The organism is Domibacillus enclensis, assembly GCF_900156125.1.
Taxonomy (GTDB): Bacteria; Bacillota; Bacilli; order Bacillales; family Domibacillaceae; genus Domibacillus; species Domibacillus enclensis.
In genome coordinates, this window is sequence record NZ_FTLX01000011.1 from 29,625 (window position 1) to 48,971 (window position 19,347).

The 19,347-nt window shown below is 40.3% G+C and carries 20 protein-coding genes; 12 read left to right on the forward strand and 8 right to left on the reverse strand.

Annotation, left to right across the window (positions count from 1 at the left end):
- Positions 1 to 38: 38 nt before the first annotated feature.
- The 7 genes from BW952_RS17255 to BW952_RS17285 all read right to left on the reverse strand — a co-directional run bounded on the left by BW952_RS17255 (position 39) and on the right by BW952_RS17285 (position 5,839).
- The gene (locus BW952_RS17255) at positions 39 to 869 is read right to left on the reverse strand and encodes a carbohydrate ABC transporter permease (RefSeq protein WP_045850760.1); all 831 of its coding nucleotides are present in this window, start codon (positions 867 to 869) and stop codon (positions 39 to 41) included.
- Position 870: 1 nt separating this feature from the next.
- Positions 871 to 1,734 (reverse strand): carbohydrate ABC transporter permease, encoded by an 864-nt coding sequence (locus BW952_RS17260; protein ID WP_045850759.1) that lies wholly within the window; start codon positions 1,732 to 1,734, stop codon positions 871 to 873.
- A 73-nt stretch (positions 1,735 to 1,807) separates the two neighbouring features.
- Complete coding sequence (locus tag BW952_RS17265; RefSeq protein WP_045850758.1) at positions 1,808 to 3,130, reverse strand: ABC transporter substrate-binding protein; 1,323 nt, start codon at positions 3,128 to 3,130, stop codon at positions 1,808 to 1,810.
- A 14-nt stretch (positions 3,131 to 3,144) separates the two neighbouring features.
- Positions 3,145 to 4,164, reverse strand: a complete 1,020-nt coding sequence (locus tag BW952_RS17270) for a LacI family DNA-binding transcriptional regulator (protein ID WP_045850757.1) — start codon at positions 4,162 to 4,164, stop codon at positions 3,145 to 3,147.
- A 367-nt stretch (positions 4,165 to 4,531) separates the two neighbouring features.
- A complete protein-coding gene (locus tag BW952_RS17275; RefSeq protein WP_045850756.1) occupies positions 4,532 to 5,137 on the reverse strand; it encodes a hypothetical protein in 606 nt (201 codons plus the stop codon).
- Between the two features lie 260 nt (positions 5,138 to 5,397).
- Entirely contained in the window at positions 5,398 to 5,622 is a 225-nt protein-coding gene (locus BW952_RS17280) for a LexA family protein (RefSeq protein ID WP_045850755.1), read from the reverse strand.
- Positions 5,615 to 5,839 (reverse strand): hypothetical protein, encoded by a 225-nt coding sequence (locus BW952_RS17285; RefSeq protein WP_045850754.1) that lies wholly within the window; start codon positions 5,837 to 5,839, stop codon positions 5,615 to 5,617. Before BW952_RS17285 ends, BW952_RS17280 begins: the two co-directional genes overlap by 8 nt.
- Before the next feature lie 190 nt (positions 5,840 to 6,029).
- On the opposite strand from BW952_RS17285, the gene BW952_RS17290 reads away from it, so the two are divergent.
- From BW952_RS17290 to BW952_RS17300, 3 genes are all read left to right on the forward strand, one after another.
- Complete coding sequence (locus BW952_RS17290) at positions 6,030 to 6,398, forward strand: YolD-like family protein (protein WP_139325458.1); 369 nt, start codon at positions 6,030 to 6,032, stop codon at positions 6,396 to 6,398.
- Complete coding sequence (locus tag BW952_RS17295) at positions 6,382 to 7,671, forward strand: Y-family DNA polymerase (RefSeq protein ID WP_045850752.1); 1,290 nt, start codon at positions 6,382 to 6,384, stop codon at positions 7,669 to 7,671. The genes BW952_RS17290 and BW952_RS17295 overlap by 17 nt, the downstream gene beginning before the upstream one ends.
- 261 nt (positions 7,672 to 7,932) lie before the next feature.
- Positions 7,933 to 9,042, forward strand: a complete 1,110-nt coding sequence (locus tag BW952_RS17300; RefSeq protein WP_045850751.1) for a type II asparaginase — start codon at positions 7,933 to 7,935, stop codon at positions 9,040 to 9,042.
- Positions 9,043 to 9,191: 149 nt separating this feature from the next.
- Here BW952_RS17300 and BW952_RS17305 read toward each other — a convergent pair whose 3' ends face one another.
- Positions 9,192 to 9,581: a MerR family transcriptional regulator gene (locus tag BW952_RS17305; RefSeq protein WP_045850750.1), complete on the reverse strand. Its 390-nt coding sequence runs from the start codon at positions 9,579 to 9,581 to the stop codon at positions 9,192 to 9,194.
- A gap of 554 nt (positions 9,582 to 10,135) precedes the next feature.
- Here BW952_RS17305 and BW952_RS17310 point away from each other — a divergent pair.
- From BW952_RS17310 to BW952_RS17350, 9 genes are all read left to right on the forward strand, one after another.
- A complete protein-coding gene (locus tag BW952_RS17310; RefSeq protein WP_045850749.1) occupies positions 10,136 to 10,870 on the forward strand; it encodes a UTRA domain-containing protein in 735 nt (244 codons plus the stop codon).
- A gap of 331 nt (positions 10,871 to 11,201) precedes the next feature.
- Positions 11,202 to 12,035 carry a PfkB family carbohydrate kinase gene (locus BW952_RS17315; RefSeq protein ID WP_045850748.1) on the forward strand — a complete coding sequence of 278 codons (834 nt, stop codon included), beginning with the start codon at positions 11,202 to 11,204 and terminating at the stop codon, positions 12,033 to 12,035.
- A gap of 227 nt (positions 12,036 to 12,262) precedes the next feature.
- Positions 12,263 to 13,141, forward strand: a complete 879-nt coding sequence (locus BW952_RS17320) for a transporter substrate-binding domain-containing protein (protein ID WP_082084596.1) — start codon at positions 12,263 to 12,265, stop codon at positions 13,139 to 13,141.
- Between the two features lie 22 nt (positions 13,142 to 13,163).
- Complete coding sequence (locus BW952_RS17325) at positions 13,164 to 13,907, forward strand: amino acid ABC transporter ATP-binding protein (RefSeq protein WP_045850747.1); 744 nt, start codon at positions 13,164 to 13,166, stop codon at positions 13,905 to 13,907.
- A 23-nt stretch (positions 13,908 to 13,930) separates the two neighbouring features.
- Positions 13,931 to 14,662 carry an amino acid ABC transporter permease gene (locus BW952_RS17330; protein ID WP_076496363.1) on the forward strand — a complete coding sequence of 244 codons (732 nt, stop codon included), beginning with the start codon at positions 13,931 to 13,933 and terminating at the stop codon, positions 14,660 to 14,662.
- Complete coding sequence (locus BW952_RS17335; RefSeq protein WP_169714119.1) at positions 14,610 to 15,251, forward strand: amino acid ABC transporter permease; 642 nt, start codon at positions 14,610 to 14,612, stop codon at positions 15,249 to 15,251. Before BW952_RS17330 ends, BW952_RS17335 begins: the two co-directional genes overlap by 53 nt.
- Positions 15,252 to 15,355: 104 nt before the next feature.
- Positions 15,356 to 16,759 (forward strand): aspartate ammonia-lyase, encoded by a 1,404-nt coding sequence (gene aspA, locus BW952_RS17340; RefSeq protein ID WP_045850801.1) that lies wholly within the window; start codon positions 15,356 to 15,358, stop codon positions 16,757 to 16,759.
- A gap of 188 nt (positions 16,760 to 16,947) precedes the next feature.
- On the forward strand, positions 16,948 to 17,946 hold the full coding sequence (locus tag BW952_RS17345; protein ID WP_414735800.1) for an SIS domain-containing protein: 999 nt from the start codon (positions 16,948 to 16,950) through the stop codon (positions 17,944 to 17,946).
- Positions 17,947 to 18,672: 726 nt separating this feature from the next.
- Positions 18,673 to 19,347 carry a hypothetical protein gene (locus BW952_RS17350; RefSeq protein ID WP_052698440.1) on the forward strand — a complete coding sequence of 225 codons (675 nt, stop codon included), beginning with the start codon at positions 18,673 to 18,675 and terminating at the stop codon, positions 19,345 to 19,347.

The following is a 19,347-nucleotide window of genomic DNA, read 5'->3' on the forward strand; positions in this document are numbered from 1 at the left end:
TCAATGGATACACCTCTTCTATTTATTTTAGTTAGACATTAACCTTTTACGGCTCCATCAGTTAAACCTTTGACAAAATATTTTTGTAGCATGAAGAACAACATAATAATTGGAATAACAGCTATGACTGAAGCGCTAATTACTAATCCCCATGGTACAAGAGACGAGGTTGTCTGGAATGATGCGATTCCCACAGGAAGCGTTTTCATGTTTTCGTCTGTTAACATAAGGGATGGCCACATAAAGTCCCCCCACACCCACATGAATTTTAAAACAGCAATTGTACATAGAGTAGGCAAGGCATTCGGGATAATAATTCTAAACAAAGAACCGACTCTACTGCATCCATCCATAAAAGCTGCTTCTTCAAGTTCATGAGGTATTGCTAGGAACGCCTGTCTTAACAAAAAGACACCAAACGGACTTACTAAGTCAGGGAGTATAACAGCTGTATAAGTATTTTGTAATCCCAAAGGAGCCATCATTAGGTAAAGGGGAACTACTAAAACTTGTACAGGAATAATCAGAGTCGCAATCACAAAGAAAAACAATGTGTTTTTTCCTTTGAATTGGAGACGTGCTAGAGCATAAGCGATTAAGGGACAAAAAATTAGATTTCCTATCACTGCGATGATAGCGATGGTAAAGCTATTTAAAAACCACCTGGAAATCGGGTATTTTTCGAATACTTCTTTAAAGTTTTCTAAATAGAACCAACTTTCTGGGAACATATGAAACCCAGAGACAATTTGACTCAATGGTTCAAAAGAACTTTTAAACATGACGTAGAAGGGAAAAAAAGCAAAGAGTGTAATCGGTACTAATATCAAATATGAGATAAACGTCGATGAACTTCTGGTCTTCTCCACTCTACTTCTCCTCCCTTCCCATAACGTAATATTGAACAAATACTAGTATTATCACAATGATAAAGAGAATGCCGGATGCGGCAGTGGCCAGACCATAAGATGTGAAAATCTTTTGATACATATATACAACTAAAGTCATCGTTGCGTTGCCTGGTCCACCTTTGGTCATAACCCATATTTGATCAAAAGCTTTAAATGAGTTAATAATTAACAATACGACAACAAAGAATGTAGTCGGGCGTAACAAAGGAAGCGTTAAATGTATAAACTTTTGCCATGTATTTGCTCCGTCAATTTCCATTCCTTCGTACAATTCTTTTGGAATTTGCTGCAGACCAGTCACATAGATAATGGCGTACAGACCAAAGCTTTGCCATATGCTTACTAGAATAATGGCCGGCATTGCTAGACTAGAGTCGTATAGCCATTGTTGGCTTTGTATTCCGAAAGTATCCAGTAAAGCATTGATAAAACCATGCGGTGAATACAGCAAAGTCCAAATTATTCCAGTAATTGCCATAGGAATTACTAGTGGTGTAAGAATCATTGTTCTTATCACTCGAACACCTCTTAGTGGTTTTTGAACAATTAAAGCTGTACCCAGTGCTAAGGCTAAGCTGCCGAAAAGGTAAAAGAAAGAGAAATAAAGTGTGTTCCATAGAGTTGTCTTAAAGACACTGTCTTCAGTAATGAGGAAAGAATAATTGTCAAACCCCACAAATGTCTTGTCCCCAAGCAAGTTCCAATTAAAAAAACTTATTAAAATGGCATATGCCATCGGGAAGACAAAAAAGGTTCCTAAAAAGATAATCCCTGGCAATGAAAGTGCCCATCCGAGTAGGTTATGATTTTTTTTTGTTAGCAAAACCTATCCCCCTTCCTATCAGAATCCAATGAGGGAGACATGGTGTATTAAGTATCCATGTCTCGCTTTTTTTTTAATAATTAATTGCTTGATCCACCTGGGTATCAATATTTTCTAAAGCGTCCTCTATTGATATTTCTCCTGTAATAGCTGGTACAAGGTGAGAAGGTTGAGCAGACCACCTTTCTGTATATCCGTTCCGTGATTGGATAAGTAAATCAGAAGCTCCGGCATCAATATTGTTTTCCATCTGCTGATTTAGCGCTTCCCATACTTCTGGATCTTTGCTTGTAATCTCATCAATTTTGGTCTGAATAGCAGGATCAACATTTTCGAGATCAAATGGTGAAATATAATGTGCGCTTTCCATGAAAATGGAAGTTCGTTCTGGCGATGCCAGCCATCTTACAAATTCACCAGCAGCCTCAACGTTTTCAGAACGAGAATTTACAGCAACGGTGTGTGCTGCAAAGTACCCCGCTGCTGATTCGGGACCTTTGGGCATAGGTGCCATCCCCCACTTATCCTTCATATCGGCATCGTCGTACCAGTTCTGCTGGTCAGCCGTAGGTTGAGTGAAATAAAACATGGCAATCTCACCATTGGAGAAACCGTTTACAGCGCTGAGGCCGGGTATCGAAATCTTTTCATCGTAGAACCTTTTCATAAACGACAAAGCTTCTTGACCTTCAGGAGAGTTCAACGATGATTCTCCATCTTTAATATATTGGCCTCCTGCAGCAGCCAGCATAGATCCCCATGAAAGGTTTAGTGCATTAAGGTGTTCATCCATCCCATTAATTTGGAGACCCATAATATCAGATTCTCCATCTGCCAAGGTGGAATCAGAAATAGCTTTTGCAGTCGTATATAGCTCTTCCCAAGTGGCAGGCGGATTATCAAACCCTTGCTCAGCTAAGATATCTTTACGGTAAAATAGCATATTCATTTCATAACCCAGTGGGAATGCCAAAATTTGGTTGTTATCTTTGTAGGATTCAATTAATGGATTAAATGCATTGATTGAATCCTCTTCAAATCCTAATTCTTCGGCTGATGCTAGAGCGTCTGCTTCGATATATGCTTCATCCAACGCCCCCAGATAAAAGACATCTGGGCCTGTACCGGAAGTAACCGCCGTTTTGATCTGTTCACGACCGTCAGACCAGCCTAACATTGTGAGATCAACTTCTATTGAGTCCTGAGAGGAATTGAACTCAGACACCAACATTTCTAAACTTTCAGGTTCAATAAAAGGAAGCAGTGAAACTTTTAAAACTGTCTTTGACGTTTCATTTCCTGTTTCTGTATTGCTACCACAGCCTGCTGTTAAAATAAGCACAAAAACCAAAGCTAACCGTAATAAGATTGTTTTGGATGAATGGGCAGATTTCATTGGACCCTCCTGTATTAAGAGTTTATTTGTTTATTCCCGCTCGATTTTCTTATGATTAACTGCGTATCTAATTCAACTTCTTTCTTTTCGAAATTTTCAGAAGAAAGCATATGCATTAACATTTCGGCTGATTGAGTACCAATTTTCTTTCTTGGCAGTTTAACTGTCGTTAGATTAATCCAGTGCAAGCTGGAGATCTCTAAATCCTCAAATCCAATAACTGATACCTCTTCTGGTACACGATAATTGTTTTTAGCCAGCCATTCTAAAGCGCCTATTGCTAATAGATCGTTGGCAGCAAAAACTGCAGTAATCTTAGGCTTTTTTTCCATAAGCCGCTGAATGCCAGTGCCTCCGTGCTTAATACCGGTTCCAGAGATGACGACATTATCGACAGAATGTTCAAGACTGTGATCTCGTAAACAGTCTGAAAATCCGTTTAGTCGCTCCTCTTCTTCATTTACATCTTTTGACATTCCGATAAATCCGATATTCTGGTGACCAATGTTGATCAAATATTCCACCGCTTTATAAGCGGCCATGTAGTGATCTACATCGATAGTAGAGATATTTAAATGTTTTTCATTTTCATCTAACTTTCTTAGCAGAACCACTGGGACTTCTAACCTTTCTACTAAAGACATTAATTCTGCATCCAACTTTCCAGGTTTCATAATTAATCCATCGATTTTTCTCTCAAGCAAGTTAGACAGAAATTGTTTTTCTTTATCAAGATCTAAAAAAGTATTTCCATAAATGATTTGGTATCCTACTTTTGAAAATACATCTTCTACTCCCAAAGCAACTTCTGAGAAGAACGGATCTGTAATGTCCGATAGCATAAGACCTATCATATTGGATTTTTTTTGTATCAGACTTCTTGCATTTGCGTTTGGAGAGTAATTTAACCTTTTCATGGCTTCAAGAACTTTCTCCCTAGTCTCCTTTTTAATATCAGGTTTGTCGTTTAATGCTCTTGAAACTGTGGAAACAGACAATCCAAGTTCATGTGCTACATCCTTTATAGTTCGCAATGTTTATCCCCTTCCCGAAAACGTTACCGGTAACGTTACCGAAATTAATAAAAACTAGAAAACAATTGTCTGTAATAGCAATTGCCCCTAATTAGAGTATAAACGAAAACCAGACTGTTGAATAATCACATCCTTTTTTCAGAAGAAATTTTAACGGTAACGTTTCCGGTAACGTTACCGAAATCTTTTACAAAACAAATATATAAGAATTATCTGAAAAATGCAAGCGCTTTTTTATTGAGTGATAACTTAACGAATGGTGTCGTGTTGTCTACATTATCTTCAAAGATCATTTAAGAATATCGGCAGGAGGTATAAAATAATCTATAATTCAAACAAGAGCAGCCTGTGAATGCTCTTGTTTGAATTAATTCCATATCGCCTTGTTAAAAGATGTTACGTCTCCTAAATCTATCAAATCTCCTCTAGTAAATGTCCAAGAATCTTTTGCGTGATGGAATAACAAAAACACATACTTATGATATTTTTTATAAAATTCAGTTAAATTAATGCGCTTTTTTTGAATAATTCGTTCATAGTCTGCATGGGAGACAATATTACGCATCTCTCTAAAATCTCTTGAAAAATATTTAGGACAGTTCTCTTGGTAGTGGGGTTTATTATTTTCACTTTCATCTGCATAACCCTCTTCAATTGATGTTCTTTTCAATTTGAGTATTTTTTCAACTTCTTGAGTGATTAAAGATTCAGCTGCTTTACTATTGACATCTTTAGTATTTCTTCTTTGTCGCTTTATACACCCTATAAAATATTCGTAAAGATGCTGCACAAACATCGCATAGGAATTGTATCTGACTAAATTTAATGTCAACGATTGATTGCCCACTTGTTCGTTTGAACGTGGTGCAGTACTGGAAAATAAATTAAACGACATATCACATCTCTGAAGTTCATGAGATATCACACTAACCAATGCCCTATCTGTTTCGTCACCAATTCTAAATGATCCCATCGAGTCCTCCAATGTCTTTTTATATTATCTTAAGACATTTAAGAAAAAAGAGAAAGTCGTTTGAAATAGATGTTAATTTTGATTAATGAGATTTATGATACTATAACTGATCATGCTGCCTGACTTTTATCAACCGAAAGAAGCGAAAACTTAAGCAAGTTATATTTTCGGATTTTTAATACAAATAATCTTAAAGAAGAAAACAACGTTTCTTCCAACGAATAAACAAAAGAAGAAACCATCTGATCTAATCAGATGGTTTACATCGCCTCCTTTATCACCCGAATCGTCCGGGCTTTCCCTTTCTCCCAAGTCACATACCCCGACTTCCGCAGCCGGTCCAGGTGGCCTTTCACGGTCGAAGCGGACTTCAATTCCACGGCAGCCCGGATCTCCTGCAGAGAAGGGGGATAGTTCCGCTCCGTTGAAAATTCATGTATATAAGCCAGCATTTTCCGCTGGCGGTCAGAAAGTGTGTTACGCATACTGTGCACCCTTTCGCTGTTTGATTTTAGCGGCGGACAAAATATTGCCGCGCTTAAACGTTCGTTTCTGTTTTCTCGTAAAGCAGTACGCATGGATATAGTGCGCGTCCATACGAATGACAGAAATGGTCCGGCGGCTGATGACGTTTCGCTCTGACACATACATAATCTCAATTGGCATCTGCTGTTCCAGTGAAGCCTTCAGTAAAAAATCCACTCCGAACCACTCCCTTTCTCTATCTTCATTATACAGAACGAACGTTTTGTTATCAACTGAAAAACAAACATACTTTCGGTTTATATTCCCATCGCAATCAAAAATTACATTTGCCAAATGGAATATTTGTTCTTATACTGGATATAATACATCGAAGGAACATACATTCTCATTGAAAGAAGTGAACGTGGTGAGAAAACAATACGAAGACCGCGGTATGCTCAAATGGCGGGGCCTGATCCTGTCCGAGCACGCGGAAATGATGAAGAATGAAAAAAGCCGGATTGTAAGAAGAGACATTTATTTTGACGACCAGCAGTACGAAGAAATGAACCGGATCGCGACCATCTCGATCCACTTGAAAAAAGAAGTCGTTTTTGAACTGAACACTTTCGGCGATGAGGATCTGCTAAAGGTGAGCGGGGTGGTGTGTGAATGCGGCAGCCTTCCCGGGCAAAAGCCGTACATCAAGCTGAGCGGCTTCAGCTCCCGTTTCTGGGCAGAAGAAATTGTCTCGATGCAACTGGCTGAAGGGGACGGATATGAAGACGCCGATTGAAGACGACCAGCTGCCGCGCCGCAGCGTGCTCTGTGTGGATGTGAAGTCCTTCTTCGCCAGCGTGGAAGCGGTGCGCCGGCGGCTTCACCCGCTCCACGCGTATATCATTGTCATCGCCAACCGCGAGCGGTCCGGCTCGGTGGTGCTCGCCGCCTCACCCCGTGTGAAAAAGGAATTCGGCATCAAAACCGGCTCCCGCAACTTTGAAATCCCGAAAGATCCCCGGCTGATGATCGTCGAGCCGTCGATGTCGCTCTACCTGCAGGTGAACGGCATGATCATGTCAATCTTCCGCCGCTTCGTCGCGGACGAAGACCTGCACATCTACTCGATCGATGAAGCCTTCCTTGACGTGACCGCTTCCCAGCGGCTGTTCGGGGACAAGCGCACGATCGCCCAAAAGATCCAGCGGGCGATCTGGCAGGAACTGCGCCTCGTCGTCACGATTGGCATTGGCGACAATCCGCTGCTTGCCAAGCTGGCGCTGGACAACGAAGGAAAGGACGCCCCGGACGGCATCGCCTGCTGGACGTACGAAGATGTTCCCACAAAGGTGTGGAACATCCACCCGATCACCGACATGTGGGGCATCTCCGGCGGCTACGCCCGCTCACTTTCCAACATCGGCATCGAATCTGTGCGGGACCTCGCGCACGCAGACAAGTGGAAGCTGAAAAAGAAATACGGCATCGTCGGACTCCAGCTCTATTACCACGCCTGGGGCATCGACTACAGCGTCCTGTCTGAAAAGGTCGGCGTCCGCGAAAAAACGTATTCCAAGGGGCAGATTCTTATGCGTGACTACTACCATGAGCACGAAATCATCATCGTCATCAAGGAAATGACCGAAGACGTGGCCAGCCGCCTGCGCCGGCACGGCGTCACCGCGTCCGGCATCGCCCTTGGCATCTCGTACACACGCGACATCGAAGACCGCGGTTTTCACCACCAGGTCCTGCTTCCGCGCAGCACCAATTCCACCGCCGAGCTGTCCGCTCACTTCGTCCGTCTGTTCCGGAAGCACTGGATGGAGCAGCCGGTGCGCCAAATTCATGTCGTCTGCAGCAAGCTCCAGCCGGCCGGACACGAGCAGATCGACCTGTTCACCCCGCCCGAACTCGACGAGCGGCGGCACATTATCGACGAAACGATCGACGAAATCCGCGACCGCTTCGGCAAAGACGCCATCTTCCGCGCCTACAGCCTCATGAAAGGCGGCACCTACCTGCAGCGGGCAGGGCATGTTGGCGGGCATAAAGGAAATTCATTTTAATGCGCTGATTTTGAATATTTATTCATATAGTGTAATGAAGAGGAATTTAAAGAAGGTAATAATATAAAAAGAGAGTTGCAAGACTTTAAATGAAAATAAGCTGTTAAGTCTTTAGTATCAACGATTAATGAAAGCCCTTTCCGGAAAAAGAGTTGTTAAAATATTTGTCAGATTACTTGACAAACAAAAGGACGAAAAACGATTCCTTATATATATTAATGAATGTGAATAAACATTACATTTGTGAAGGAGTCGGTTCGTATGAAATGGAAAAAAATAATGGGTGTTTCTGCTTTATCTCTTTCTTTATTGATTCCGGGAGTGGGAGGAGCTTATGCAAATACCCCTGTACAAGTAGCTTCGACAGTTAAAAGTGCTGAAACGGACCTGCCTAACGTGAAAATTCTGGCCACAGGCGGAACGATCGCTGGCTCTTCTGCCAGCAACACCGACACAACAGATTATAACGCCGGACAACTGGGCGTGGAAACGTTAATCAAAGCTGTTCCGGAGATGACAAAAGTGGCTGACGTGAGCGGCGAACAGGTTGTCAACGTCGGCAGCCCAGAAATCAACAATGAAATCCTGCTCAAGCTAGGGAAGCGGATTAACACTCTTCTTGCTTCAAAAGATGTGGACGGCATTGTTGTGACGCATGGTACAGACACATTAGAAGAGACAGCATACTTTTTGAATCTCGTTGTGAGAAGCACAAAGCCTGTTGTCGTAGTGGGAGCGATGCGCCCGGCAACAGCCATTAGTGCAGACGGTCCGATGAATCTTTATAACGCAGTAAAGCTCGCAGCCAACCCTGCAGCAAAGAAAAAAGGCGTCATGGTTTCCTTCAACGACCGGATTGGCGCAGCCCGTTACATCACAAAAACACATACAACGGCGGTTGATACATTCAAGTCAGTAGAGCAGGGATATCTGGGTGCTTTTGCCGGTGAAACTCCTTATTTCAGCAGCGTAAGCAATAAAAAGCATACGTCCCAGACAGTATTTGATATTTCCAAAATAGAAAAACTGCCGCAGGTCGATATTTTGTACTCGCATCAGAACGACGGAGGATATCTGTACGATGCAGCCGTTGATGCAGGAGCAGACGGAATTGTCGTTGCAGGATCAGGAAACGGTTCAATGTCGAAAGCGTCCATGGAAGGGGCAAAAGCCGCGGTAAGTGAAGGTACAGCGGTCGTCCGTTCCACAAGAGTAGGAAGCGGAGTGGTGACGCATAAAGCATCAGACGACACAGATGGACTTGTCTCAGCTGACTCGCTGAATCCACAGAAAGCTCGCATTCTTTTGATGCTGTCCTTAACAAAAACAAAGGATCCGAAGAAAATTCAACACTATTTCAACAATTATTAAGAACCCGATTTACAGCGAAAGAGTCTGAAATTTTATATCATTTTTATCGGAACGAAGCGGCTGGCTGCTTCGTTTCTTTAAGGTTTAAATAGTTCATTCAAAAAAGGGTCCTGCCTGCAGACGGCGAGACCCTTTTTTTATGCCACGCTTTAACGTGTTCCAATCCAGCTGAAAAACCGCTTCTTTTTCAATTCCGCTTTCCGAGCTTGATGCGACGCTTTGAGAGATTCAAGCAGCAGATGATCTCGCCTGTTCAGCGACTCTTTAATGTAGTGCTGCTGTTCATCCAGCTTCGTCACAAGTGCCTGGTTAAACTGCTCCTGCAAATCCAGCCTCTCCAAAATAACAGCCAGGTCTCCACGTATGTCTTCTGTCGCTCCCTGCATAGGCTCAGGTCTGATCTTTTCTTCGCCTATGGCCAGATAATATTCAATCTGCTTCAGTGAATAGCCCTGCTCTCTGTTCAGTCGGCGGATCAGTATCAGCCGCTCCAGTGCCGGCTGGTCAAAATAATTGTAGCCGTTTTTTCCTTGCTTCACTGGAATGAGGGTTTTTAATTACCGCAGCCAATTGCGCACGACACCCGGGCTTTCCTCAATATACCCGGTAGCTTCCTTCACCGTTAAATGGACATCGTTCAGCTCATCCGTTTGATTCATACGTTCCTCATCCTTTTAAGCTAAGTGTCGGCAGATGTACCGTCACAAATTGCTCCTACCAGGGTCTGCATCCGCTGCCAGCTAGGTTTCCACTTATTTGTTAAGTTAGGCCCATCCGCTCTTCCTTTGACAACATTTGTCGATTTTTTTGATGAGGCGTGGCGAGAGAGAATTGGATGTCTATGAAGTCAAAGAGAGAGTATGTTGTTATTTAGTGAATCATGGATTTATAATGATAATCAAAGGATTTTGTAATCGTTTACCGAATATTTAATAATTTAAAATTGATCAGAATTATTATGCAGTCCCCCAGTATTAATATTAAGTTAATACCAAGTTATACGTCTGTTGGCCCTGCCCTACATATTATATGGTATATTATAATTAAATAATACAATTGGCTGATTTAAAAATTAAAGAAGGGGTGGGCAAAGATGAAACTAAATAATACAAGTGAAAAACCATTGTACTTTCAATTAAAGCAAGTGTTAAAAGAAGACATATTGAGGGGGAAGTACAAACCGGGAGAAAAACTGCCGCCAGAATCTGAAATATGTAATGTATATGGCGTAAGCCGTATTACTTCAAGAAGAGCGATTACAGATTTAGTGCAAGAGGGCGTTCTTTATACTATGCAGGGCAAAGGGACCTTTGTTAAGGAACTAAAAGAGAAGAGAGAACTTATTTCAGTCGGCGGTTTTTCAGAAATGACTAATGCTTCCGGAAAACAACCGAGTTCTCAAATTTTATCTAGCCAAATTATTCAAGCGACAGAAGAAATGAGCAGAAAATTTCATGTTAAATTTGGAGACGCCATATTAAAATTGCATCGCCTTTTATATATTGAGGAAGCATTGCCATTTATTATTGAAACGTCCTACTTTCCGCTTGATCATTTCCCTCAACTTGAAAAGCACATAGGAGCACCATCGACATATCAAATCTTAAAGGAGAAATATAAAGTTGAATTTTCGCGTTCTGAAAAAACACTAGAGGTGGTATCTGCATCAGAATACGAAGCAGATTTATTTAAGTGTGATCTTGGTTTTCCATTATTCTCGATTGAAAAGCTAACTTATGATTCTCAAGATCGTCCTATTCACTATTCCCAATCCTTATACATGACAAACAGGGTTGTGTTCAATATTGATGTGGATCAAAAAAAGTAATTTCTATAGATATATAGTGGGAATTTGTATGGATATAACAGGGATTACTAGAAGTAAAGCAGAAGAGAGCAAGACATTCTTCTGCTTTTTTTAAATAGAACAAATATTTTAAAAAATTAGTCGGAAAAATTAGATTTTTTAAAATTTTTATTGACTTAACTACAATCGAATAGTATATAATATATTATAACAATACATGATATGTTGTTGAGTTCCGGTGGAAGACTCTAAAAAAATAGGGAAGGTTCCCAAAAAGAAAGCGCTTAAAATAAATTGATAAAAAGTAAGGGAATAAAAAATAATGGGATTTTATTGAAGGGGGTCCGTGAAAATGAAGTTAATAGCTATCGGTGATAATGTGGTTGATTTTTACGAAAACTTAGGTATTTTATATCCTGGGGGAAATGCTGTAAATGTAGCAGTGGCAAGTAAAAGAGCAGGTGCCGTTTCAAGCGCCTACTTAGGTATAATTGGGAATGATGCCAAGGCAGCGCACGTGACAAAAAGTTTATTATCAGAAGCCATCGATATAAGCCGGCTTAGAAAAGTGTATGGAGAAAACGGAGAGGCTGTAATCACTCTTACTAAAGAGGGAGATAGAGTTTTTATGGGAACGAATAAAGGTATTCGTGTTCAGTCACTGTTGCGTCTTGCTCTCGGCGAACAAGATCTAGATTATATTAATCAATATGACGTAGTTCATATGAGTGTAAACAGTGAAACAGATCACGAATTGCCAAAACTTTCTCACAAAGAAATCTCATTTGATTTTTCAACATCAAACCGTTGGGATGAAAAGTATTTAAAAAAGATCTGTCCCAATGTAGATTTTGCTTTTTTCTCTGGAAGTGATATGACGATGAAGCAGATTAAAGAGTTGATGAAGAACGTGCATGAACTTGGTGTGAAAATAGTGGGGGTTACAAGAGGCGAAAAACCGGCTATGTTTTCAGAATTTGGAAAGGTTTATGAGCAAGATCCACTAGAAGCAAAAGTGATTGATACTATGGGAGCGGGTGACTCGTTTATTGGGACATTCTTAACTGCTTACTGTAGTGATAAAAATATTAAAATAGCTCTTAATAAAGCGGCAAAAGCCGCTGCAACAACTTGTGAATGCAATGGAGCCTTTGGATATGGAATTGAGAAAAAAACCTTAGTGTAACTCAAATATCAAACTGTAATTATGAACAAAAAAGAATCCGGTGTAAGATTATCTTACGTATTTGTGGATCTTTCTATTTATTAGATGTTATATAATATAATATAACAATAAATAATAACAAGGAGGTGGAAACTAATAGAATTGTACCATGCAGTAGCACTGAATTCTTAACAGGAAATTACAAAATCTTTTGAATCTAAAAAAACTTGGAAGTGAGTGATAGGAGCATGAAAAAAAAGAAACTATTCTCAGGGGTTCTTACGTTATTGTTGGTAATGGTATTGTCGTTTCTTGCTGGATGCAGCGAATCTGCTACTACAGCAGGAGAAAAAGAGGAGAATGAAAAGAAAATAAATGAGAATCTTCCTGCTTTACCTGCAGAAGTAGAAGAAAGAGAAAAACTTGTAGTGGGTGTGAAAGTAGATTATCCTCCTCTCGGCTATCTGGATGAATCAGGAGAAAATGCGGGTTATGAAATTGACGTAGTTAAAAAAATAGCTGAATATGCTTTTGGATCTGATGAAGCCGTCGAGTTTGTTCCTGTTAATGCGACAAACCGTATTCCATATTTAACTTCGAAAAAGATTGATTTTATTGCCGCCACATTGGGAACTACAGAGGAACGAAAAAAAGAGATTGATTTTACAACACCATTTTTTGAAGGCGGAGCCATTACAGTAGTTCCAAAAGAAAGTGACATTAAAGGTCCTGCCGACTTAGCAGGAAAAGATGTCATTGTTATTAAAGGTTCTACAGCTTCCCTTTACCTTGATGAGAAAGTACCAACAGCAAATCAAATTAAAATTGAAAGTATTGCCGATGCATTCCGTGCTTTTAAAGATGGAAGAGCAGATGCGATGTTGCACGATGTAGTATTAATGTCAGAATTGCTTAAAAATGCTGAAGAGTACACGATGGTTGGTGAACAGATCGCTGTTGATTCTCCAATGGCAATTGGTGTTCGCAAGCAGGAACCGGAAATGTTGGAATTTTTAAACGCAGCGTTGGAAGAGATGAAGAATGAAGATTATTTTAAAACAGTCATTGAAAAGTATATGGAACCAACGGGTGACCTTGATCCACTGGAAATGGTGCCGCGTCCATAACAACAAATAAGGAGGAACAAAAATGGTGAATACACAGCCGAAATTGAGCATTCGTAATTTGCACAAACACTTTGGGGATCTTCGGATCCTCAACGGTGTCAACTTTGACGTTTTTCCTAAGGAGGTAATTGTGGTGATTGGACCCAGTGGGTCTGGAAAAAGTACGCTCCTTCGCTGTATTAATGGCTTAGAAACTATTAATGATGGTGAAGTTTACTTAGATAATAATCAAAAAATTGATTACACGCCATCTTCTTTACAAAAAGTGAGACAAAAGATCGGAATGGTATTTCAGAGTTATAATTTATTTCCCCATATGACTGTAATGGAGAACTTGCTACTCGCTCCATTGAAAGTGCAAAAAAGATCAAAAAATGAGGTATTACCCCGGGCAACTGCATTACTCGAACAGGTGGGTATGCTTGAAAAAGCAGAAAGTTATCCTGCCCAGTTGTCCGGTGGCCAACAACAGAGGATTGCAATTGCCAGATCTCTCGTAATGAATCCTGAGGTTATTTTGTTTGATGAGGTAACTTCTGCTTTAGATCCCGAAAGAGTTAGAGATGTTCTAGACGTTATGAAAGATCTCGCTGCACAGGGAACAACAATGATGATTGTCACCCACGAAATGGGTTTTGCAAAAGAAGTCAGTGACCGGGTTATTTTTATGGATCAAGGTCTTATTGTAGAACAAGGGTCGCCAGAAGAAATCTTTAACAATCCAAAAGAAGAACGGACGAAACAATTTTTGAAAAATGCAATGTAAGACTCTTGAAAGGAGAGCTCTGTATGGGACTCGATTTTTCTTACATGATTGAAATACTTCCATTACTATTAGATGGTTTGAAATTGACCATTTGGATCAGTGCCGCGGCTATATTTTTTTCATTGCTAATAGGCATTACAGGAGCTATCGTGCGAACACTGAAGGTACCTGTGTTGTCGCAACTAGTGACAGTATTCGTGGAGGTAATTAGGAACACTCCACTTCTGGTTCACGTTTTCTTTTTATATTTTGGCTTGCCCACGATCGGTATTACATTACCAGCTGTTACAGTCGGTATTTTAACATTGTCTATTTGGGGGGGAGCTTATGCTGTTGAAAATTTCCGCAGCGGGACAGACGCCGTTTCCAAATCGCTTATTGAATCTGGACAGTCCCTAGGATTAAGTGTTGGGCAAATTGTCCGTTATATCATTGTACCATTGGGGTTTAGAATAAGTTTCCCAGCTTTTTCAAATACAGCTATTTCGTTAATTAAAAATTCTGCTTATATGACTAGTATAGGGGTAGCGGAGATGACGTTCGTAGCAATGGATCGAATGGCTTATGACTTTAAAACATATGAAATATTAATTTCTGTAGCTGTGATCTACCTTGCTGTCATTTGGATCGCGTCGTTTATCTTTAGCCGAATTGAAAGAAAACTAGATTTTAATAAAAAATTAAAAGGAAGGGGTTATAGCCGTGGCAGGTTATCAAATATTATTAGACGGACTGGTGAGAACACTGCTTCTTAGTGTGAGCTGCATAATAATTTCTTTATGTATAGGAGTTCTTATTGGTATTATGCAAACATCTAAACAATCCGTAATAAGAAGTGTTGCTAAAGGATATTCTGAATTGTTTCGGGGCTTGCCAATTGTTATCACTCTTTTCCTTGTTTTTTTTATTCTTCCTGAAGCTGGAATCGAGGTGAACAGCTACATTTCCGCAATGATCGGTCTAAGCTTATGGAGCAGTGCGAATATTTCGGTCGCTGTGCGAGGGGCTATCCAATCTATATCACCTACACAAGTTGAAGCAAGCATGGCTTTAGGATTGAGTGGTCTGCAGACAATGCGTTACGTCATCTTGCCACAAGCTTTTCGCCGTATGCTCCCTTCTGTTATAGGATTGCTTTCGAACCTCATTCAAACAACTTCCTTATCCATTTTAATTGGCAATCTGGATTTGTTAAAGTCAGCGCAAATCTTAATTGAACGGGTTGAGATCATGGAAGGGGGGGCAATCGCTTTTCAAGTATATTCTCTAGTGTTAATTGTTTATTTTATTATTTGCTATCCATTGTCTCTTTTGTCTAGAAAAATGGAAAAAAAACTTGCGTAAAAGAAACTTTACTCTCATGAAAAGTAGAATTTGTTTTTTAGATAGCCTTTATCTTAGTAATCTAAATTGGGAAAGGGAGAGAAACTATTTTGGCGAATTCAGCAATGAGAGTTGAACAAGATTTTTTAGGTGTTAAACAGCTGCCTGCGGATGCTTACTATGGCATTCAAACAGCAAGAGCATCAGAGAACTTTCCGATCACGGGAAATAAAATTGCCCCGGAGCTTATAAGAGCTTTTGCAATTGTAAAAAAAGCTGCTGCTCTTGCAAACAGAGAAAGGAACCAGTTGGACATAAAAATAGCCAGTGCAATCGTTCAAGCGGCTGAAGAATTGAAAAACGGCCAATGGCACGAACAAATTATTGTAGATCCGGTCCAAGGCGGAGCAGGTACTTCAATTAATATGAATATAAACGAAGTATTGGCCAATAGAGCAATCGAACTAATGGGTGGTCAGAAAGGGTCATACTCATTAGTAAGTCCAAATTCTCATGTGAATATGTCTCAATCCACAAATGACAGTTTTCCGACAGCAATTCGTATAGCCGTTATAACTTTATTGGAAGAATTGATTTATATAATGAAAAAAATGACTGATACCTTTCAAGCTAAAGCTAAAGAATTTGATAGCATCTTGAAGATGGGAAGGACACACCTTCAAGATGCAGTCCCTATCCGTCTCGGTCAAGAATTTGAAGCGTATCGACGAGTTCTTATGAGGGATATTGAAAGAATTTCTCAAACAAAAAAACATTTGTATGAAATAAATATAGGTGCAACAGCTGTGGGCACTGGCTTAAATGCAGATCCTATCTATGCTGAAAGGGCTTTACAATACCTTGCATCATTAACTGGATATCCGTTGAAATCAGCAGATCACTTGGTCGATGCTACACAAAACACAGATATGTATACGGAAGTCTCATCAGCCTTAAAAATATGCATGATAAATATGTCTAAAATATCTAATGATTTAAGACTTATGTCTTCTGGCCCGTTTACCGGGTTAGGAGAAATCCGTTTGCCGCACAGACAGCCTGGTTCTTCTATTATGCCGGGAAAAGTGAATCCGGTAATGTGTGAAGTATTAAATCAGGTAGCTTTTCAAGTTATAGGAAATGATCATACAGTTAGTCTTGCCTCAGAGGCTGGTCAATTTGAATTAAACGTAATGGAACCTGTACTCATCTTCAACCTGATTCAGTCTATTACAATGATGAAAAATACATTTGAAGTATTTAGAAGTCACTGTCTCGAAGGTATAGAAGCTAATGAAGAGGTGTGTTCACAATATGTTGAGAGGAGCCTGGGCACTGCTGCTGCTCTTAACCCATATATTGGTTATGAGATGTCCTCTATTATTGCTTATGAAGCTCAAAGCAAAGGAATTTCCATGCGGGATCTCTGTTTGCAGAAAAAAGTATTGAAAAAAGAGCAATTGGAGAGCATTCTGGATCCTTATAGAATGACAGAACCAGGTATAGCAGGAGAGAAGCTAACAATTTAAAACTGTGCGAAAAAATCAGATATATCTTTTACGCTTTAACTTATCATATTTAATCATAATTATTTATATGTAATAAAAAGTTATGCAAATGAATATAAAAACATATACCAAGTGTTGACATCTTGGCTTACTTGTTATATATTTATATATATTAAAACATTACAATTGGGAGGATGAAAGTTATGGCTATTGCCAGTGTTTGTTCTACAGCTCAAACTCAAATCGATGAAATTTTAGAGGAGTTCAAAGGAAGAACGATAAAAAATGTTTTTTATGTAGCGTGTGGAGGATCCTCTGCTCTAATGTATCCGAGCAAGTACTTCGTCGATCGTGAATCGAGCAATGTAACAGCTGAAGTTTACAACTCAAACGAATTTATTTATCGCGATCCTCAAACTCTTGGAGAAAATTCTTTAGTAATTCTTTGCTCACACAAAGGAAAAACTCCTGAAACAACAGAAGCTGCAAAATTTGCTAAAAAAAAGGGAGCTTTAGTAGTTTCACTAATGTATGTCGAAACAGCCCCTCTTGCTGATGAATCTGATTATATTGTAAACTACAGTTGGGCTCCTCCAGGTGAACTTGACCCTCATCCTGAATTTATGAACTATGCTGTACTTTATCGCTTAACAGCAGGTCTTCTTTACATAAAAGAAGGAAACGATAAATATGAAAAATTCGTAAATAGTTTAGAGAGCATGGATGCTGTGCTGCGCAAGGTAAAAATACAATACACTGAAAAAGCGAAAGCTTATGCACAAGAGTATAAAGACGAGCCAACGATTTATACAATGGCCAGTGGTTCAAATTATGGAATCGCATATTCATTTGCTATTTGTATCTTGATGGAGATGCAGTGGATTAACTCTCATGCTATTCATGCAGGCGAATTCTTCCATGGGCCATTTGAAATACTGGATGAAAATTGTCCATTTATTTTACTAATGGGTCTTGATGAGACTAGGCCAATGGAGGAACGCGCATTAAAATTCTTGCAAGAGCATGGCAAAAAGCTACTGATCTTAGATGCGAAAGATATTGATCTTACTGGCTTTGATGAAGAAGTGAAGAAATATCTGGTCCCTCTTGTCCTAAATTTTGTACTGCGAGTTTATGCGGTGGAATTAGCAGAGGCTCGTAATCATCCGTTAGAAGTACGCAGATATATGTTTAAAGTTCCTTACTAATCTGATTATTCAGAAAACAGAAAAACCACCTGATTGAATTTTCAAGCAGGTGGTTTTTTATTTCAAAAAATGCTGGTTATTCATTCTTCACTAGATAATTTCAAGAAGTATTTTTGCTTCAATTCCAGTTATTGTCCATAATTCGAAATACTTATTTGGTTATGCTGTTAGCCATATAAGAAATCTACCAGCTCAGCCTTCCAGTCAAATGGAAGGCAGCTTTAGAGCTGCTGATGCTAGAAAGGAAAAAAGCATATCGGGCGAAAAATACGCCGCTTTCTTGTCTTGTCAAAAAGCCATTTCAGTAGGAAATATGCGATCAATGCAGCATACAGCTAGTTGAAAACGAAATTTGGTGTCGTCCTAAACAGCACTGGCACATCATCGACGAAATCCGCAACTGCTTCGGCAAAGACGCCATCTTTCTCGCCTACAGCCTCATGAAAGGCGGTACCTACCTGCAGCGTGTCGGGCATAAAGGAAACTCAGGATAATGAACTAATCTTGGGGTAAGGGGGCGTATCTGGGGAGGAGGGGAAGGAAAGTCAGCACGGGTTTCGCTGACTTTCCTTCCGCCCGGAGCCAGCCGGCAACCGCAGGGCGCCAGAGAAGGCTGATTCTATCCAAACAAAAATCAGCTTAGAATTCGATCGGCAACTTGCAAAATGAAAACAACCTGTGTGATAAAATAAAGTATCTATACATCACATTAAAGGATGTCTTAACATGAAGCGGGATACGATAGATCTAATCGGTCACCAGTACGGGCGTTTAACGGTCTTAAAAGAAGTAGAGCGCAATAAATATGCGCGCCGTTTCCTCTGCCGCTGTGAGTGCGGAAAGGAAACGGTAGCGTATATGTCCAACTTGAGGACAGGGCATAAAAAATCGTGCGGCTGCCTTCGTGATGAGCGTGTAAGTCAAGCGAACCAGCGGGATCTGACTGGCCGCCGCTTCGGATCTCTGAAGGTAATCAAGCGCAGCGAAAAAAAATCAAAAAGCGGCAAAGCCAACTGGACCTGTCATTGCGACTGCGGAAATACAGCTGATGTCTTATCAGACCGTCTTCTTAATGGCACGACCTCATCATGCGGCTGCCGGCGTGCTGCGCGTGGACGAGAGCTTGCCGCCGACACAAACACCAGATACCGAGTGGACGGGGTCATGACAACAAAGCTGAAACAAAAAATGCGCTCTGATAACAGGACAGGTGTCAAAGGTGTCGTAGCCAATGTAAACAAAAAAGGCAAAGTAAAATATGTGGCATCGATCACAGTAAAAGGGCAGTACTACTACCTAGGCAGATTCAACTCGCTTGAAGACGCTGTTGCCGCCAGAAAAAAAGGGGAAGAACTGTACCATGATCCTTATTTAAACGGATCAGATGACAAAATAAAATAG

Bases quoted from the DNA above. Each gene is read 5' to 3' on its own strand.
- BW952_RS17350 (WP_052698440.1), top strand. From the start codon at position 18,673: ATGAAGCGGGATACGATAGATCTAATCGGTCACCAGTACGGGCGTTTA.
- BW952_RS17300 (WP_045850751.1), top strand. From the start codon at position 7,933: ATGAAATGGAAAAAAATAATGGGTGTTTCTGCTTTATCTCTTTCTTTA.
- BW952_RS17295 (WP_045850752.1), top strand. From the start codon at position 6,382: ATGAAGACGCCGATTGAAGACGACCAGCTGCCGCGCCGCAGCGTGCTC.
- BW952_RS17325 (WP_045850747.1), top strand. From the start codon at position 13,164: ATGGTGAATACACAGCCGAAATTGAGCATTCGTAATTTGCACAAACAC.
- BW952_RS17280 (WP_045850755.1), bottom strand. From the start codon at position 5,622: ATGCGTAACACACTTTCTGACCGCCAGCGGAAAATGCTGGCTTATATA.
- BW952_RS17275 (WP_045850756.1), bottom strand. From the start codon at position 5,137: ATGGGATCATTTAGAATTGGTGACGAAACAGATAGGGCATTGGTTAGT.
- aspA (WP_045850801.1), top strand. From the start codon at position 15,356: ATGAGAGTTGAACAAGATTTTTTAGGTGTTAAACAGCTGCCTGCGGAT.
- BW952_RS17265 (WP_045850758.1), bottom strand. From the start codon at position 3,130: ATGAAATCTGCCCATTCATCCAAAACAATCTTATTACGGTTAGCTTTG.
- BW952_RS17310 (WP_045850749.1), top strand. From the start codon at position 10,136: ATGAAACTAAATAATACAAGTGAAAAACCATTGTACTTTCAATTAAAG.
- BW952_RS17330 (WP_076496363.1), top strand. From the start codon at position 13,931: ATGGGACTCGATTTTTCTTACATGATTGAAATACTTCCATTACTATTA.
- BW952_RS17320 (WP_082084596.1), top strand. From the start codon at position 12,263: ATGAAAAAAAAGAAACTATTCTCAGGGGTTCTTACGTTATTGTTGGTA.
- BW952_RS17315 (WP_045850748.1), top strand. From the start codon at position 11,202: ATGAAGTTAATAGCTATCGGTGATAATGTGGTTGATTTTTACGAAAAC.